This window comes from Thalassotalea marina (assembly GCF_014656435.1).
Classification (GTDB): Bacteria; Pseudomonadota; Gammaproteobacteria; order Enterobacterales; family Alteromonadaceae; genus Thalassotalea_C; species Thalassotalea_C marina.
The window spans coordinates 86,701-103,012 of sequence record NZ_BNCK01000002.1; the positions used below are offsets into that span (position 1 = coordinate 86,701).

Here is a 16,312-nt window from a genome sequence, read left to right on the forward strand (position 1 = left end):
AAATCCATGTCTCGTTTTTTTAGACGTCGTAAGTTCTGCCGCTTCTCAGCGGAAGGCGCTAGCGAAATCGATTACAAAGATATCGCTACGTTAAAAAACTATATCACTGAAAGTGGTAAAATTGTTCCTAGCCGTATCACTGGTACAAGTGCTAAATATCAACGTCAACTTGGTCGTGCGATCAAGCGTGCACGTTACTTAGCATTATTACCTTACACTGATTTACACAAGTAACCTAAAGGGGCACTAAGATGGAAGTAATCCTTCTAGACAAAATCGCTAAATTAGGCGGCCTTGGTGACAAGGTTACAGTTAAGTCTGGCTACGCTCGTAACTTCTTGTTACCACAAGGCAAAGCAGTTTTTGCTTCTAAAGCTAACGTTGAGCACTTTGAAGCTCGTCGCGCTGACTTAGAGAAAAAACTAGCTGAAGACTTAGCAGCTGCACAAGCACGTGCTGCTAAAATCACTGAATTAGCTGAAGTTACAATTGCTTCTAAAGCAGGTGACGAAGGTAAGCTATTCGGTTCTATCGGTACTCGTGACATCGCTGATGCGATCACTGAAGCTGGCGTTGAAGTTGCTAAAGCTGAAGTACGTTTACCTTTAGGTAGCATCCGTGAAACAGGTGAATTCGAAATCGCTATTCACTTACACACTGATGTAGACACTTCAATTAAAGTAATCGTTATCGCTGAAGCGTAAGATTTCTGTTAATTGAAATAAGCGTCACTGCCTTTATTGGCGTGGCGCTTTTTTATTGCTTGCAAAAATACATTATTTACTATTTTTGACTACACTTTGCTTTATCACTTTACAGAAAATTAACTAACAATGTCTTCGCCAATAGAACGGCTTTTTACTTGGGTACCGCGTTTGCTGTTTGTGTTAGTTGCTGTCTGTAGCGTCTTAGCCGTTATTTGCGCTTTTATCGATCGATATTCGATAGCATTGATGTTCTTTATCATTGGTGTAATTAATCTCGGCGCCTACTTAGTTTATTCCAAACATATTCAACCGATTTTAGCTCATCAGCTAATGCTTGAAAATTGGGCTTATATGAGCTCGATATGCGGCAGTTTCCAGCCTGTTCAATCCGAAGGTATAGTCGCTACAACAATTAATAAGTTAATAGAAGACTGGCAATCTTCACAAAATGTAGATTTTACCTTCGATCAGGAAATACGTAGTCAAGTGTTTATCGATCCGGCAACAGGTATTGGCAATAGAGAATTTTTTAATAATCGATTAGAGGCGTTACTCAAAGAAGAGGATATCCAAGGGGCGGTATTTTTTATTCAGTTAAATGAAACAGATCAAATACAGGCCTTATATGGTGACTTGCACGTTAAACAACTATTAAAGCAAGTTATTTCAAACATTAGTAAACATACTGAAAAGATCTCGGGCGCATACATCGCAAGGCGTTGTGACTACGAATTAGCGCTCATTATTCCCGGAATATATTTTACTGAGGCGGAACGGTTAGCAGGGCGCTTAGTTAAAGCTATATCGAGTATTCCTTTGCCTATCGGCATAGAAAAGGAGTGTTTTGTTCATATTGGGGTAAGCTACTTCTCTAATGATGAAAATAGCTATCAGATAAAGTCAGAAGCAGATATGGCACTTCGTACTGCGCAATTGCAAGGCCCTTCGCAGTGGTTTATGTATGAACCAGGTGAAGTTGAACATGTTACTGCAAAAGGTTCTTTGCAATGGCGGACTTTTTTAGAAAAAGCAATAAGTCACAATGCCTTTGTATTATTTTTTCAACCCGTAGTATCGACAAAATCCCACAACCCACTGCATCACGAAGTTTTGGCAAAGGTTAGAGATGTTGACGGAACCTTAGTTAATGCTCGTGTATTTATTCCAATGGCGGTCAAATGTGGGCTGATTAAACAGATAGATCTTATACTGATTGAGCAAGTTTGTCGTTTGCTGTCTTATGATAAACATATGCGAGATGACTGCAGCGTTAATGTATCAATAGAATCGTTGCTGGATGAAAAATTTATTCCAAAACTTTTAGATATTTTAGCTAAATATCACAATGTAGCTTCGCAATTAATATTCGAAATTACTGAATACCATTTAGTCAATAATGTCGGACAACTTGCAACAATCATGAATACGCTAAATCAACTAGGTGTGCGGCTGTTGATTGATAAAGTTGGACAATATATTTCAGCGGCAGAGTACCTAAAACACTGTCCGATAAATTTCATCAAGTTACATGCAAGTATCGTCCACGATATTGACAAGAGCGTAGAGAACCAAATTTTTGTCAGAAGTATCGCTTTGTTATGTCAACAGCAAAATATCGCAATTTATGCTTTAGGTGTTGAACGGTTTGAACAGTGGAGTACCTTGATAAAATTAGGTGTTGAAGGTGGACAAGGACATTACTTTACCGAGCCGGTATCTCATGTGGCAAAGGCCATTCATCTGCCTTGATTCGGTTCTGTTCGGCCAAGCCGTAAAGCCCCTGCAAGCCACCAGTATGTAACAACATTATCCTGTGACCTTTGTTAAAGAAGCCTTGCTCAAGTAGTGTTAGAAAAGCACAGATCATTTTACCAGAATAGATGGGCTCAAGTGGCAAGCCTGTTTCTTTCATAAAATTTTGAATTCGGGTTAAATCTTGTTGTGAAAACTTGGCGTATCCTCCCTGATGATAATCAGTTAACAATTGCCAATTGTTGTAACTACATTTTTGTGTTTTTAGTAGAGATTGAATTTCATCAACAAGATACTGGGCTTGTTTTAATACTGCTACTCCTAACACTTGCTGGCCCTTGGCGCCACAGATAAGGCCCGATAAAGTTCCTGCGCTGCCCACCGGTGTCATGATAGTATCAAACGTTTGTTGAGTTTCTAGTTCTGTCATTACCTCTCGAACGCCGCGTAACGCTAGACTGTTAGTGCCACCTTCGGGAATCAACATCAATTCGGGATAATCATTTGAAAGCTGAGCTCTAAACTCTGGGTCAGTTCTGCGCCTATAGGTTGCTCTGTCAACAAACAAAAGGTGTGCGCCCCAATGTTTAGCACATCGTAAGGTGTAGTTTTGAGCATAACTAGGTTCGCCTCGAATGATGAGCTTTGCGGTTAACCCTTGCTGATGACAGGCAAAAGCGAGGGCATGTAAGTGATTTGAATAGGCACCACCAAAGCTTATCACACCTTTGTAACCTAGTTTTTTTGCTTCGGCTAAATTGTATTGCAGTTTACGCCACTTGTTACCGGAGATTATTGGGTGTATTAGGTCGTCACGTTTTACAAAAACGCTGACATCATGTTTATTAAACAAGGGGGAATTAAGCTGTTCAACAGGGGAGAGTGTCATTGAGAGGCAATAGTCCTACAGATAACTGAACATAGGCACACAAGAAAGTTACATTATTAACCTTTTATTGATTTCGCCCCACTTAAATGGGATTAACTATTGAAATTCGGTTAAAAAACTTGCGGTTCGGCGACATTCAGGGATAATAAAATTAGGCCGTTAAATTTTTACTCAATAATAATAACGATTAATGTCAATAATTTCACGTTTTAAAAGTCTAATTAAGCCTGCGAAACCCGAAGGAGTAATAGGGGTTAGTATGCTACAAAACAGCATTCACTTTTGCTCAATTGGAAAGGGCTATAAGGTGGAATGTGGTAGTGTTGATGTTCTAGATGGCGATTATGAAGCCAGCTTTAATCGTTTAAAACATCAGTCATTGTCTGGGCTGTGCCATCTCATATTATCTTCGAAATATAATCAAATTGTACAACTTGATAAACCTGCTCTACCTGCAGAAGAGCTTAACACCGCTTTACGTTGGCAGGTTAAAGACCTGGTAACAATATCACCAGAAAATATGATCACTGACTATTATGACGGTGTACTCAATATTAGTGGCCAAGAAAAAATTAATGTGGTGTGTGCCAACAAACAAGAAATACAACCTTGGTTAGCAGAACTCTCTCAAGGTGACGTTTTTGTTGAGGCTATTTCCATAGAAGAGTTTGCATTTGCTAGCATTGTGCCGGCAGAAGAACACGCAAAACTATTATTGTGTCAACAGCCTAATGAAGACATGCTGATCTTAATTGTTAAGCAAGGGCGCTTGTTTTTCCAACGTCGATTGCGCGGTATGGCCACTATTGGCAATAAAAGTGAAGTTGAATTAGATATGGGCACAATTGATACATTAAGTATTGAAATACAACGCTCTGCTGATTATTTTGAACGCCAACTTAAACAAGCGCCGATTCAACAAATTGATGTTTTATTGCCTATAGAAAGCGAAAGCTACATTGCAAGACGCTTGGCAGAAAACTCTAATGTGCCAGTTAATATATTCAGTATGCCCGAGGGATTTGAGCAATACCGTAGCTTTGCCGCGGCAATTGGTGCAACACGAATGAAAATATCAGGTGAGGTGAGCTCGTGACTAAGCTAACCATTAATTTACTTCAACCTGAGTTAATTCCAAAGCAACCTTTGATTACGTTAACTAAGGTCGTGGCGTTTTGGTTGTTTCTTTTTGCTTTGATGTTGGTTTGGAGTATTTGGAGTCAAATCACTGCCGATCGACTAACACAAGATGTGAGCTTATTAAAGCAACAACAAGAACAGTTAGTTAGTCAGCAACAAATTTTGGAACAGCAGGTCGCTAATAACAAGGCTGACCCTTTGTTACTTGAACAGCTCGCTACATTAAAACTATTGTTAAATAACAAAGAGGCGTTACACAAGCAATTAACGGATTCATCTTCAGTTAGAGCTTCAGGTTTTTCGCAAGCGATGAGTGAACTGGCTCAATTACATTCTAACGATATTAGCTTAGAAAGAATTACTATGAGTGGAGATTTATATCGCTTTTCTGGTGTAGCAAAAGAGCCTGCGAGTGTTCCACAATGGCTAGCGGGTTTTGAGTCTTCAACGTTTTTGTCAGGTCAAACGTTTGGGCATCTAAGCTTAAAAGAAAACGAAAATAATCACACAGAGTTTGTTGTCAGTACCGATAAAAGCAACAAGGAGTCGGACAAGTGATGCAACAATGGCAACAGTTAAGTGAAAAGTTTCAAACAGTTACCCCAAGGGAGCAATTTCTAATATTTGCAACTGGGGTAATTGCGATTGTTTTTATCCTGTTTAATTTTGTCATTGAGCCGAACTCACAAAATATCGACAAATTAAACAGTGAAAAGGCTTCACTTACTACAACAATAAAATCGAAAAAAGCCAGTATTGCTATACTAGAACAGGCGTTAAATAACGATCCAAATGAAACCATTCGTCAACAAATTGCTTTACATCAACAACGTATGGGGCAAGTCGATGCTAATCTTATGTTGTTGGCGTCCGACTTAATTAACCCAATTCAAATGCGCGGTGCGTTAATAGAACTGCTTGATGCAAGTGCAAAGGTTAACTTGGTTGAGTTTGAAATGTTTGCTCCCCAAATTATCGAGCTTGGAGAACAAAAAAATACTGACGATAAAGCTAAATCAACAGAACAAGAAACGCTGACCTTGTATAAACATGGTATGAAACTCACTCTATCTGGTGGTTATTTCTCTTTAAGAGATTACCTTACTCAACTTGAGCAGATGAAATGGACATTTTTTTGGCAAACATTTGACTATGAAATAAAGCACTACCCAAAAGGTGAGTTAGAGATAACCTTATATAGTTTGAGTACACGTAAGGAGTTTATGGGTGTTTAAATTTATGATCTTATTTTGTGCTGTCAGCTTAGTTAATGTAGCTTATGGTTCAACTGATCCAACACGCCCTTTATTGCAAAGCAATCGAATAGCAGCGGGCTCAGTGCTTAACAACAAAAATAAAAAATTAGAATTACAAAGTATTATAAAATCAGGGGAGCGGTTAACAGCGGTGGTTAATGATAAGCTGTTAAAGCAGGGCGACCAAATTGGGCAGTATCAGGTATCAAAGATTACCAATAGCTATGTTTTGTTAGTGTCGGATGACAACGAGCTTAAACTGTCCATGTTTACACAAGTGGTGAATGCGCAAAATGAAAAATAAGATTACCGTAACACATCAAGTTAAAACTATACTCGCCAGCGCTACAGTGGCTTTGTTAGCTAGTTGTCAGTCAGTACCACCACAGCCAACTCATGTAACTTCTGCTTTAGACAAAGCTATCGCTGATTCTGAATCCAAAGCAGCACCTCAACCATTAACAGAATTGCCATCTTCTATTCAGCAGGAGTTGGTTGCACAAAATTTAAGTAAGGCCAGAGAAGGTTTATTATCTGAACGTCGTTTAGACATAGCTGCACGTAATGTTGATGTACATACTTTCTTTGTTTCACTCGTTGAGGATTCAGCTTACAGTGTGGTGTTACATCCGAATGTCAGTGGTGGCATCAGCTTAAATTTAAAAGACGTCACTTTGGATGAAGCACTCGATGTGGTGCAGAGTTTATATGGTTATGACATTCGCCAGCAAGGTAAGGTTATCAAGGTTTTCCCTGCTGGAATAAGAACCGAAACTATTCCACTGAACTACTTGTTTGTTAAAAGGTTTGGTTCATCAAGTACGAGTATTAACTCTGGCGGCGTTTCTGAAAATGATCCAAATAACGGCAGTGGTAATAATGGTAATCGTAATAGTGCCAATAACAACAGATCAAATAACAATAATAACAGCGGCAATAATAACAATAACCAGCGTGGCAATAGTGGCACAAACATTTATACCGAAAATGAGTCAGATTTTTGGAAGGAATTAGAGGAAACATTAACCGCGTTAATAGGTGATGATGGTGGTCGTTCGGTAATTGTTTCTCCGCAGGCAGGATTGGTTACGGTAAGAGCTTTACCTGACGAGATTGCATCAATTAAAAAGTTTATAGAAGACACCCAAAATCAGTTGCGTCGCCAAGTAATAATTGAAGCGAAAATACTGGAAGTTACTTTAAACGATGATTATCAACAAGGCATTCAATGGGGCAACGTATTGGGGCATATTGGCAGCACTGATTTTTCATTCTCATCAAACGGTGGTATTAGTGGAAATGACATTTCTGCTACTATTGGCGGCGTGACAAGTTTAGCGTTTACCAATGCCGACTTTTCCGGCGTGATCAAACTACTTTCATCTCAAGGGAATGTTCAGGTACTTTCAAGCCCAAGAATTACCGCCACTAACAATCAAAAAGCGGTAATAAAAGTAGGTGAAGACGAATACTACGTCACTGAAGTTTCAAGCACTACAACAACAGGCACAGCAACGACTACCACACCTCAAGTAGAGTTAGCACCATTCTTTTCTGGTATTGCGTTAGATGTAACACCACAAATTGATGCCGAAGGCGAAGTTATTTTACATGTGCACCCGTCGGTAACATTAACCGATGAGCAAGTTAAAACTATTAGGTTAGGCGATCAAGACTACGCGTTGCCACTGGCACAAAGCAGCGTTCGAGAATCCGATACCATTGTACGTGCCAAGTCTGGCGAAATTGTCGTTATTGGTGGCCTAATTGAAACAACCAAAATGGATATGGAATCTAAAACGCCATTATTAGGTGATATTCCATTTATGGGGGAGCTATTTAAAAACAAAGCTCAAAAAACTCAGAAAAAAGAGTTGGTGATTATGTTAAAGCCTGTTGTCATAGGCCAAGATACTTGGAAGAACCAACTACAAGATGCTCGTCAATTGCTCAGACAATGGTTCCCGGAAGGGGACGAATCAGGTCAATAGGTGATTCATGTACCTTTACCATTTTGGTCTGAAAGAGCTTCCTTTTACCTTAACTCCAAATACCAGTTTTTATTTGGGGTTGGCACCACATTATGAGGCATTTGAAGTGCTGATGACTGCACTTCAATCAGGAGAAGGCTTTTTAAAAGTTGTTGGTGAAGTTGGCACAGGTAAAACCTTGCTGTGTAGAAAGTTATTAAACGAAATTCCTGCGCATTTTGTTACAGCCTATATTCCTAATCCTTATTTACAGCCAGATGAGTTACGCCGAGCTGTCGCTTGTGAATTAGGGGTTAAACAAGCTCAAAGAATGTCGGCACAATTGTTGACACAGCGCATCCAACACAAATTATTAGAGCTACATCAAGCGGGTCACTCCGTGGTGCTAATTTTAGATGAAGCACAAGCGCTACCAGCGGAAAGTTTAGAAGCATTACGCTTGTTTACTAATTTAGAAACCGAAACACGCAAATTACTACAGGTAGTATTATTTGCTCAGCCTGAATTAGACCAACGACTAAGTGAAGAACAATTTAGGCAACTAAAACAACGAATTACATTTTCTTATCGATTAAGAGCAATGAATGCTGAGGAAGTTGGTCATTATATTGAGCATAGGCTTCAGGTTGCAGGCTACAAAGGTGCTAAATTGTTTGATGCAAAGCTATGCCAGCAAATTGCTCGCATTTCAAAAGGGATCCCGCGCGTGGTCAATATTTTGTGCCACAAAATGATGATGCTAAGTTATGGTCAAGGCACCTATGAAATTACCAATAAACATCTTAACTTAGCGGTTGAAGATACTGAGGCAACGTCTAATCATTATTCATTTTTGCAGCAAAAATGGCTGCTGGTTAGTATTTTAGGGCTAACGATGATTGGAGCACTTTTATTAGGAAAAATGCTATGAGTGTCATCAACCAAATGCTAAAAGATCTGGATGGACGTCAAGCCGAACAATCTCCAACAGGTGTACGCTCTGGGGGCGTTCAGCCAAAAAGTAGTAATAAAAATCGCTTAACGTTAATCTTCCTTGCGCTCATTTTGCTGGTGCTGTTAGTGATCGCATGGCAACTGATGACTCAAAAAGTTGAAGCTAATCGGGCGACAACAAATAGCGAATCTGCGCTAGTTTCAAAAATTAACCAAGAATCTAACTCCACTTCGGGTACTACAACTGAACCTAAAGTAAGCGAAACAGTACAAAACGCTGTAGCACCCAAGACAACAAAGCCAAAAGATATAAGGGGTGCTAAAACTGACCTCGAACAAATCGAGCAAAATACGCCCGTTAGTTCAGAAAGCACAGAACAAACTAACGTGGCGAATGCAAATAACAAAACAGTAGATACAACAGTTGTTACGCCAGCTCAAACGGTTACTGTGCCTGTTAAAGAAGATCAGCAAGTCGCGGTAAAGTCAGCGCCAACAGAAGATAAAGTTATTAGCAAGGTGGAACCTCAGCAAGAAGAATCTTCATTAAGCATTTCCCATAAAAAATTAACGCCTGAAGAATTGGTGGCGCAGAAAATGCGTCGTGTCGAAGTCAATATCAATGAAGGTAATACATCGCGAGCAGAAGCTTTGTTAGAAGAAGTTTTACTGGTTGATGCTAGTCACAATATCGCGCGCAAGCAGTTAGCAGCCCTTTGGTTTGGCCGACAAGACTACAGTGCTGCACACAATTTATTGACACAGGGCATTGCTTTAATGCCTGAATATGCTGAATTTCGTTTGATGAAAGCGAGAATTTATTTAAAAGAAAATAATGTAAGCCAAGCCGTAAATAGTTTATTGCCATTATCACACACTGAGTCAGTTGATTATCAATCTGTGTTAGCTGCAGCAGCACAACAAAATAAACAGCATGATATTGCTGCAGACGCCTTTAAAAAGCTTACTACTTTAGAGCCAACAAAAGGCAAATGGTGGCTCGGTTATGGCGCATCTTTAGACAGCCAAGGTGAATTTCAACAAGCCAAGCAGTCTTATCGTCAGGCATTGGCGACATCAAGCTTATCTGACAATGCACAACAATTTATCCGTCAGCGATTGACGGCATTAGGAGAATAACAGCCATGGCAGCACCTAAATTAAAAATGCGCTTGGGCGACCTTTTAGTGCATGAACATATCATTTCTAATGAACAATTGATGCAGGCGCTTAATAGTCAAAAATCGACAGGTCGAAAGCTAGGTGCAACGTTAATTGAGCTTGGTTATTTATCTGAACATCAATTGTTGGAGTTTTTAGCTCAGCAATTGGATGTGCCATTTTTAGATTTAAGCCAGCGTAGGATCCCGACCGAAGTTGCTAGCCTGTTGCCTGAGATACATGCTCGTCGATTACGCGCCATTATTATTGAATACGATACTGACTCCGTATTGATTGGCATGAGCGACCCTGCCGATTTAAGTGGCTTAGATCAGCTTGAAGACCTGTTAGCGCCGCGCAGAATTAAACTTGCGGTAGTAATGGAGTCTCAGCTATTTGAAGCATTTGATGGCCTGTATCGTCGAACGGCAGATATAGAATCATTTGCCAGCCAATTGGAAGAAGAGTACGAACAGTCTTCCGACTTTGAACTCAGTAATACCTTTTTAGATGAAGGTGGTGATGCAACGGTTGGTAAATTATTGCAGTCAGTATTTGAAGATGCCATTCAAATGCGAGCATCTGACGTTCATATTGAACCTGATGAAAAACTGTTAAGGATCAGGCAACGTATCGATGGTGTTTTGCAAGAAAACATTTTAAAAGAGAGCAAAATCGCAGCAGCCATGGTGTTACGATTAAAACTAATGGCTGGTTTAGATATTTCTGAAAAACGTTTACCACAAGATGGTCGTTTTAACTTGCAGTTAAAAGGTCACAACATTGATGTGCGTATGTCGACTATGCCAGTGCAACATGGTGAGTCGGTGGTTATGCGTTTATTGGATCAAACCGAAGGTTTATTATCACTAGACGAAACGGGTATGCCAGCTGACTTGTGTGAGCGTGTGCGCCATCAGATCACTCGACCACACGGTATGGTGTTGGTAACAGGGCCTACGGGTAGTGGTAAAACAACCACCTTGTACGGCGCGCTCAGTGAGCTTAATCAATCGACCAAAAAAATTATTACGGTAGAAGACCCTGTGGAATATCGCTTACCAAGGGTTAACCAAGTACAGGTTAACAGTAAAATTAACCTGAGTTTTTCCAGTGTACTTCGAACTTCACTACGACAAGATCCCGACATTATCATGGTGGGGGAGATGCGAGACCAGGAAACCGTTGAAATTGGCCTTCGTGGTGCATTAACTGGTCACTTAGTGTTATCTACACTGCATACCAACGACGCTATCACCAGTGCCTTAAGGCTTATTGATATGGGGGCCGCAGGCTTTCTTGTCGGAAGTTCGTTAAGGGCGGTAATTGCCCAGCGGTTAGTACGCCGTGTTTGTGATAAATGCTCGGAAGATTATCAGCCAAGTAGTCAGGAAAAAATTTGGTTAACCCATCTGGCTGGCGACGGCGCTGAACAAGCGAGCTTTAAAAATGGTAAAGGTTGTCAGTCTTGCCACTATACTGGATATAAAGGGCGAATTGGTGTTTTTGAGTTATTAGAACTTAATGAACCTATGATGGCAGCACTTAAAAGAGATGATGCTGAAGCATTTACTCAACATGCTAAAGCACATCCTCACTTTAAGCCATTAGCACTTGCCGCTTATGAGTACGCTTGTCAGGGGGTTACTAGTGTTGAAGAAGTGTTGCGACTTGTTGAAATGGTTGAAGTAAGCGGATAACGATGGCTTCATTTGATTTTGTTGGTAGAGACAGTGCTGGAGCCCAAATAAAGGGCAAAATTGAAGCAGCGAACGCAGGGGCGGTCGCTGAACAATTGTCACGCCAACAGATTATTCCATTAAAAATTGAGCCAGCTAAAAAAACATCAGGTGCAGCAGGTGATGTTGCTGGTATCGACCTTGCTGAATTATTTGGCAGCGCGCCAGTTTCCTTGGATGAATTAATTGTATTTTGCCGACAAATGTATGCATTGGTGCGATCAGGTGTTCCCATATTGCGCTCTATCCACGGCATGGCAGATTCAAGCAGTAACGCCAAATTAAAAGAGGTTTTACACCAAGTAGCTGCACAGCTTGAAGGTGGTTATGCTCTCTCATCTGCATTGAATCAGCACCCAAGGTTTTTTTCGCCGCTGTTTGTATCGTTAATTCATGTTGGTGAAAATACTGGACAACTTGAAGAAGCGTTTGCCAAGTTAGCCTCTTATTTTGAGCGCGAGCAAGAAACCAGAAAGCGCATTAAAACCGCTTTGCGTTATCCGTCTTTTGTTTTGATAGCTATTGCCGCTGCGGTGGTCATCCTGAACATTTTTGTTATTCCCACTTTTGCTGATATGTTTTCTAAATTGGGCGCAGAACTGCCGTGGGCAACACGAGCGCTTATTGCTAGCTCCAACTTTTTTCTTGATTATTGGCCGCATATGTTAATTGGCATATTAGCCTTGGTATTTGGTATCCGTGCTTATGTTCGAACAGAAAAAGGTAAGTTAAATTGGGACAAACTCAAAACCCGCTTACCCATAGTCGGCTCCATTATTGAACGCTCTATTCTAGCGCGATTTTCACACAGTTTTGCTATTGTGTTAAAAGCCGGTGTGCCTATGACAACAGGTTTAACGCTGGTATCAGAGGCTGTTGATAATACCTATATGGCAAAAAAGATTGTCGCCATGAGAAGTGCAATTGAAAGTGGTGAAAGTTTATTGCGTTCGGCTGTTGCTAGCACACTGTTTACCCCTTTGGTATTACAAATGATCGCAGTTGGCGAAGAAACCGGGCGTGTTGATGAATTGCTCGAGGAAGTAGGTGAATATTACGAACGAGAAGTTGATTACGATTTATCAACCTTGACGGCGAAAATTGAACCTATTTTAATCGCCATTGTAGCTGCTATGGTATTGGTATTAGCGCTAGGTATATTTACACCAATGTGGGATATGATGTCAGCCTTTAAGGGGTGATGATGACAAGGCAAGGACAAACAAATAAACGCGAAAAATCCATGGGTGAAAACATAGTGATTATTACTATGGTGGCTGGCTTAATGGCAATCTTTATCTATTACGCGTTTCGGCAAGAAGGGGAAATTACTCAGGTTGGTTTTGAGTCATTGGCAAATACCTTTAGTAGTAAAGTCACCTCGATAAGAGCGCAGTGGTTTATGGAAAATCAGCCTAAGGTTGTAACACCTAAGGGTAAAACATTACAGATAAGAGTAAATGAAAAAGGCTGGGTTGATTACTCTCCTGAACAGGGACATTGTGTCAAAACATGGCAGGCAATAATGCAGCCAGATTTAACATTTATGAACCAAGTAGTTGCTGCAATCGAAGTAAATAACGAGCAGCGAATTGAATCAGTTTTTTGTCGGTACCAATTACCGTCGGGACAATACTTTGACTATTTCCCAACTACAGGTAAAGTAGAAGGTAGTCGATAAGAAAAATGTGATAAGTCGTGCGTTTAGCGACGTTATAATTTGAAACATAGAGTCGATGACTCATTATTGAATACATAAAAAATTGAACTTAATAGATCTTGTTTGAGGTTGGTATGAAAAAGCAATCGGGTTTTACGCTTATTGAATTGGTAATAGTTGTTGTTATCCTTGGCTTTTTAGCCGTGACAGCAATCCCCAAATTTTTGGATTTAACAGATCAAGCTAAAGAAGCCAATATTGAAGGTATGGCGGGAGGCTTTGCCACTGCCGTTTCATTAGCTCGTGCTCAGTGGGAAGCCGAAGGTCGACCAAAAAATTCTTCAGGTCTAAATGTTGTAAGTTACGATGGTACTGAATTGTTACTTACCACAGAGAATAACACTGCCACCAATTTAGTACGACCTGGTTATGTGGTTGCATCTACAGCTGTTTCTGGCGATGGCGCAGGTTTAGGTACTGGATTTGATGCGGGAAATTGCGTTGATATTTGGAATAGTATTTTACAACAGCCGCCAAAAACAACTTCAGACATTTCAACATTAAACACAGACAAGTCAATGCAATACTACGTGGCAAAAACAGGCAGTAATGCTACCAGCTTATGTGTTTATTATTTAAAAGAGACCATGCCAAAAGATACTAACGGTAATTATACTGCGACAGGCATTGATTCAGCGGCCAACTTCTTTACTTATCAGCCGGCTAACAGCTTTGTTGAAATAACAATAAACAACTAGAATTAAATAAAATTGAAGGATGTACACATGAAATCACTTAGCAAACAAAAAGGTTTTACCTTAATAGAATTAGTCGTCGTAATTGTCATACTTGGCATTTTAGCGGCTACCGCTGCGCCAAAGTTTATTGATTTAACTAGCGATGCAAAAGGTGCTGTTGTAGAAGGCTTAGAAGCCTCGGTTAACTCAGCGGCTGATTTAACATACGCCAAAGCGTTAGTTCAAGGGCAAACTGGAGTGACTGGAACGGTTAACATCGCAGGTGTTGGCGATATCGATCTTGTATATGGATGGCCAGCAAATGATGAGATTGGCAGATTGTTGCAAGTCGATTTTTCAAATGATGGTGATTTTGTCTCAGCAACTACAACCAACATTTGGACTGCAAGTCACAAAAACGCTGCAACAGCTACCACTTGCCAAGTAATTTATAACCTTACTAATGTAAATGGTGTAGGCATTCGACCTGTCATCGATAGTAATATTACAAATTGTGATTAAGTTTTTAGTAGGACATACTCGTCGAAAAAGCCACGCTTAAACGTGGCTTTTTTAATTAATAGTTTTATTTTTTGTTGCAAGCCAGTGGAGTTCATTCGGATAGGTCTTTTGAGCTTCGTTCAAATATGCTTGATATTCACTTTCGCGTTGAAGAATTTTTAAACACAAAAGCAAGTCTCGATAAATCTCAATCCGAGGTTTAAATCTTAGTTGCTGTTTTGCCCATTGAATATATTGGACTAGTAACTCTGGTTTTTTTTCTTTAATTCCTTTTAGGTATTTATGCGTATTTACATGAAGTAACATTCGTTCGCGTAATGGTAGCGGGTTTATTATCTCTTTAAAGGTTTCTATTTTTTGAAAACCGCTTACTTCATGTTTAACAATAATTAAAAGTGTGTGCATTGTGGTTAATAAAAAAGGCACAAAAAAGCCCGCGGTTAATAGCGCTCCAGTAACCGGCAATATACCTGATGGTAAGGTTTGGCTTTTTAAACTTTGATTGCCCGTTACTAAGGTAAAAAACAGCAAAAATATCAGTAAGTGCCAATGACTAGCTGCGCTATCAAACGGTATTTCCACCATGGCATGAAAAACTATTGGGCTAACTAGGCCTAACAACGCTAACACCTGTGGCCAACAGAAACGGCTGTCAGTGTTAAATAATGTAAAGTAAGCGATGACAAAACATATCATCGCTAACGCAGCGGCTATGCCACCTTCCACCACCCAGTATAATATTTCGTTGTGTGGATGATTTAGCTTGAGCAGAGGTGGGTTTAACATTGGCTGCTCAACTTTCATCGCATTGTAATAGTCTAAATAAGCGCGTTCAAAGCTACCGTATCCATAGCCTTGAAAAGGTTTATCCGCGATCATCTTTAATGTTGTCAGGTAAATATCTTGGCGTACTGAAATATTGTTATCTTGGCTAATGGGCGTTTGCTGCTGTGATTTAACGAAAAATGTTTGGCTTAGCAATAAACAAACTAGCAATACCAAAAACTGCATAGATGCCATTGTCTTGTTGTATCGAAAAGTTTTAGGCAATAACAACACAGTAACAAGCACTAAACTTAACCACCCAGAAAGAGAATCTAACAACGGCAAAATAAATGCTGCGCTAGCCAGTAGTAAAAAAATCCATGTCGTTATTTTCCTGCTATATCGTTTTTCTGATAGCAAATAAATTCCAATACCAATTGTTGTTGTTAAAAAGGTGGCCATGACATTTGGCTGCAAAAACAGGCCAAATGGTTTTTGAACGTCAGGGTTAAACCAAGCATATAAGGCATGATTAGGCCAAAATATTTGTCCAAAACTTATGGTGATTTGAATGGTAGCTGCAATCAATACCAGCCATAAAATCTGTGTTGGGTTATCTCGAAGCTGTTTAAACTGGCAACAAGTAAAAAACAACATAATGCCGCCAACTACTGCCAGTATGCGCAACACCATGTGGTCTTGAAAAGGTGCGTTATACAGAAAAGGCACCAACAACAGGACTGTGCCAAGCGATAACCAAACAAAACTTTTGTGGTAAATAACGGTTTTTTGTTTAGCTACTTGGATAAAACCTAAGGTGATTATTAACACCACCATTAGCCAACTGGTGATATTAAAAGACAAATACAAACCTGAGCCACCCATGGTGGGTAATAATAAATTCATGCCGAACACAAAGTAGAGGACAAGGCTTATTTTCAGGCTTCGAAAAAGGGTCACGGTAGATTTAGGCTTAAAATTTTCTTTAGGGTAAGTGGCTTTGGCGACAAGTACAAGTTAAACCCGCAACCACCTTGTTTTAACATGGTTTTTTATTCAA

At 40.0% G+C, this 16,312-nt stretch carries 17 protein-coding genes; 15 read left to right on the forward strand and 2 right to left on the reverse strand.

Annotation, left to right across the window (positions count from 1 at the left end; genetic code table 11):
- The first annotated feature begins 6 nt into the window (after positions 1-6).
- The 3 genes from rpsR (at position 7) to IE199_RS03745 (ending at position 2,456) form a co-directional block, all read left to right on the forward strand.
- Positions 7-234 (forward strand): 30S ribosomal protein S18, encoded by a 228-nt coding sequence (rpsR, locus tag IE199_RS03735; RefSeq protein ID WP_074500237.1) that lies wholly within the window; start codon positions 7-9, stop codon positions 232-234.
- 17 nt (positions 235-251) lie between these two features.
- A complete protein-coding gene (gene rplI / locus IE199_RS03740; RefSeq protein WP_189767404.1) occupies positions 252-704 on the forward strand; it encodes a 50S ribosomal protein L9 in 453 nt (150 codons plus the stop codon).
- Between the two features lie 129 nt (positions 705-833).
- The gene (locus IE199_RS03745) at positions 834-2,456 is read left to right on the forward strand and encodes an EAL domain-containing protein (RefSeq protein ID WP_189767405.1); all 1,623 of its coding nucleotides are present in this window, start codon (positions 834-836) and stop codon (positions 2,454-2,456) included.
- On the opposite strand, the gene IE199_RS03750 is transcribed toward IE199_RS03745, so the two are convergent.
- Positions 2,410-3,348 carry a 1-aminocyclopropane-1-carboxylate deaminase/D-cysteine desulfhydrase gene (locus tag IE199_RS03750; protein ID WP_189767406.1) on the reverse strand — a complete coding sequence of 313 codons (939 nt, stop codon included), beginning with the start codon at positions 3,346-3,348 and terminating at the stop codon, positions 2,410-2,412. The genes IE199_RS03745 and IE199_RS03750 overlap by 47 nt on opposite strands.
- Positions 3,349-3,607: 259 nt before the next feature.
- Between IE199_RS03750 and IE199_RS03755 the strand changes: the two genes are divergently transcribed.
- The 12 genes from IE199_RS03755 (at position 3,608) to IE199_RS22150 (ending at position 14,487) form a co-directional block, all read left to right on the forward strand.
- Positions 3,608-4,444, forward strand: coding sequence for a hypothetical protein (locus IE199_RS03755; RefSeq protein WP_189767407.1), 837 nt, complete (start codon positions 3,608-3,610; stop codon positions 4,442-4,444).
- Positions 4,441-5,046: a PilN domain-containing protein gene (locus IE199_RS03760; RefSeq protein WP_189767408.1), complete on the forward strand. Its 606-nt coding sequence runs from the start codon at positions 4,441-4,443 to the stop codon at positions 5,044-5,046. The genes IE199_RS03755 and IE199_RS03760 overlap by 4 nt, the downstream gene beginning before the upstream one ends.
- Positions 5,043-5,723, forward strand: a complete 681-nt coding sequence (locus IE199_RS03765) for a type II secretion system protein M (protein ID WP_189767412.1) — start codon at positions 5,043-5,045, stop codon at positions 5,721-5,723. The genes IE199_RS03760 and IE199_RS03765 overlap by 4 nt, the downstream gene beginning before the upstream one ends.
- On the forward strand, positions 5,716-6,048 hold the full coding sequence (locus IE199_RS03770) for a hypothetical protein (protein ID WP_229854522.1): 333 nt from the start codon (positions 5,716-5,718) through the stop codon (positions 6,046-6,048). Before IE199_RS03765 ends, IE199_RS03770 begins: the two co-directional genes overlap by 8 nt.
- Positions 6,038-7,735 (forward strand): pilus (MSHA type) biogenesis protein MshL, encoded by a 1,698-nt coding sequence (gene mshL / locus IE199_RS03775; protein WP_189767415.1) that lies wholly within the window; start codon positions 6,038-6,040, stop codon positions 7,733-7,735. Before IE199_RS03770 ends, mshL begins: the two co-directional genes overlap by 11 nt.
- A 7-nt stretch (positions 7,736-7,742) precedes the next feature.
- Positions 7,743-8,645 carry an ExeA family protein gene (locus IE199_RS03780; protein WP_189767417.1) on the forward strand — a complete coding sequence of 301 codons (903 nt, stop codon included), beginning with the start codon at positions 7,743-7,745 and terminating at the stop codon, positions 8,643-8,645.
- Entirely contained in the window at positions 8,642-9,808 is a 1,167-nt protein-coding gene (locus IE199_RS03785) for a tetratricopeptide repeat protein (protein WP_189767419.1), read from the forward strand. Before IE199_RS03780 ends, IE199_RS03785 begins: the two co-directional genes overlap by 4 nt.
- A gap of 5 nt (positions 9,809-9,813) precedes the next feature.
- Positions 9,814-11,529 carry a GspE/PulE family protein gene (locus IE199_RS03790; RefSeq protein WP_189767420.1) on the forward strand — a complete coding sequence of 572 codons (1,716 nt, stop codon included), beginning with the start codon at positions 9,814-9,816 and terminating at the stop codon, positions 11,527-11,529.
- A 2-nt stretch (positions 11,530-11,531) separates the two neighbouring features.
- Complete coding sequence (locus IE199_RS03795; protein WP_189767421.1) at positions 11,532-12,770, forward strand: type II secretion system F family protein; 1,239 nt, start codon at positions 11,532-11,534, stop codon at positions 12,768-12,770.
- 2 nt (positions 12,771-12,772) lie between these two features.
- On the forward strand, positions 12,773-13,249 hold the full coding sequence (locus IE199_RS03800) for a hypothetical protein (RefSeq protein ID WP_229854523.1): 477 nt from the start codon (positions 12,773-12,775) through the stop codon (positions 13,247-13,249).
- A 113-nt stretch (positions 13,250-13,362) separates the two neighbouring features.
- Complete coding sequence (locus tag IE199_RS22145; RefSeq protein WP_189767423.1) at positions 13,363-13,986, forward strand: type II secretion system protein; 624 nt, start codon at positions 13,363-13,365, stop codon at positions 13,984-13,986.
- A 27-nt stretch (positions 13,987-14,013) separates the two neighbouring features.
- A complete protein-coding gene (locus IE199_RS22150) occupies positions 14,014-14,487 on the forward strand; it encodes a pilus assembly FimT family protein (RefSeq protein WP_189767424.1) in 474 nt (157 codons plus the stop codon).
- 51 nt (positions 14,488-14,538) lie between these two features.
- Here IE199_RS22150 and IE199_RS03815 read toward each other — a convergent pair whose 3' ends face one another.
- Positions 14,539-16,158, reverse strand: coding sequence for a PglL family O-oligosaccharyltransferase (locus tag IE199_RS03815; RefSeq protein ID WP_189767425.1), 1,620 nt, complete (start codon positions 16,156-16,158; stop codon positions 14,539-14,541).
- Positions 16,159-16,312 lie beyond the last annotated feature (154 nt).

Bases quoted from the DNA above. Each gene is read 5' to 3' on its own strand.
- rpsR (WP_074500237.1), top strand. From the start codon at position 7: ATGTCTCGTTTTTTTAGACGTCGTAAGTTCTGCCGCTTCTCAGCGGAA.
- rplI (WP_189767404.1), top strand. From the start codon at position 252: ATGGAAGTAATCCTTCTAGACAAAATCGCTAAATTAGGCGGCCTTGGT.
- IE199_RS03745 (WP_189767405.1), top strand. From the start codon at position 834: ATGTCTTCGCCAATAGAACGGCTTTTTACTTGGGTACCGCGTTTGCTG.
- IE199_RS03750 (WP_189767406.1), bottom strand. From the start codon at position 3,348: ATGACACTCTCCCCTGTTGAACAGCTTAATTCCCCCTTGTTTAATAAA.
- IE199_RS03755 (WP_189767407.1), top strand. From the start codon at position 3,608: ATGCTACAAAACAGCATTCACTTTTGCTCAATTGGAAAGGGCTATAAG.
- mshL (WP_189767415.1), top strand. From the start codon at position 6,038: ATGAAAAATAAGATTACCGTAACACATCAAGTTAAAACTATACTCGCC.
- IE199_RS03780 (WP_189767417.1), top strand. From the start codon at position 7,743: ATGTACCTTTACCATTTTGGTCTGAAAGAGCTTCCTTTTACCTTAACT.
- IE199_RS03785 (WP_189767419.1), top strand. From the start codon at position 8,642: ATGAGTGTCATCAACCAAATGCTAAAAGATCTGGATGGACGTCAAGCC.
- IE199_RS03790 (WP_189767420.1), top strand. From the start codon at position 9,814: ATGGCAGCACCTAAATTAAAAATGCGCTTGGGCGACCTTTTAGTGCAT.
- IE199_RS03795 (WP_189767421.1), top strand. From the start codon at position 11,532: ATGGCTTCATTTGATTTTGTTGGTAGAGACAGTGCTGGAGCCCAAATA.
- IE199_RS03800 (WP_229854523.1), top strand. From the start codon at position 12,773: ATGACAAGGCAAGGACAAACAAATAAACGCGAAAAATCCATGGGTGAA.
- IE199_RS22145 (WP_189767423.1), top strand. From the start codon at position 13,363: ATGAAAAAGCAATCGGGTTTTACGCTTATTGAATTGGTAATAGTTGTT.
- IE199_RS22150 (WP_189767424.1), top strand. From the start codon at position 14,014: ATGAAATCACTTAGCAAACAAAAAGGTTTTACCTTAATAGAATTAGTC.
- IE199_RS03815 (WP_189767425.1), bottom strand. From the start codon at position 16,158: ATGAATTTATTATTACCCACCATGGGTGGCTCAGGTTTGTATTTGTCT.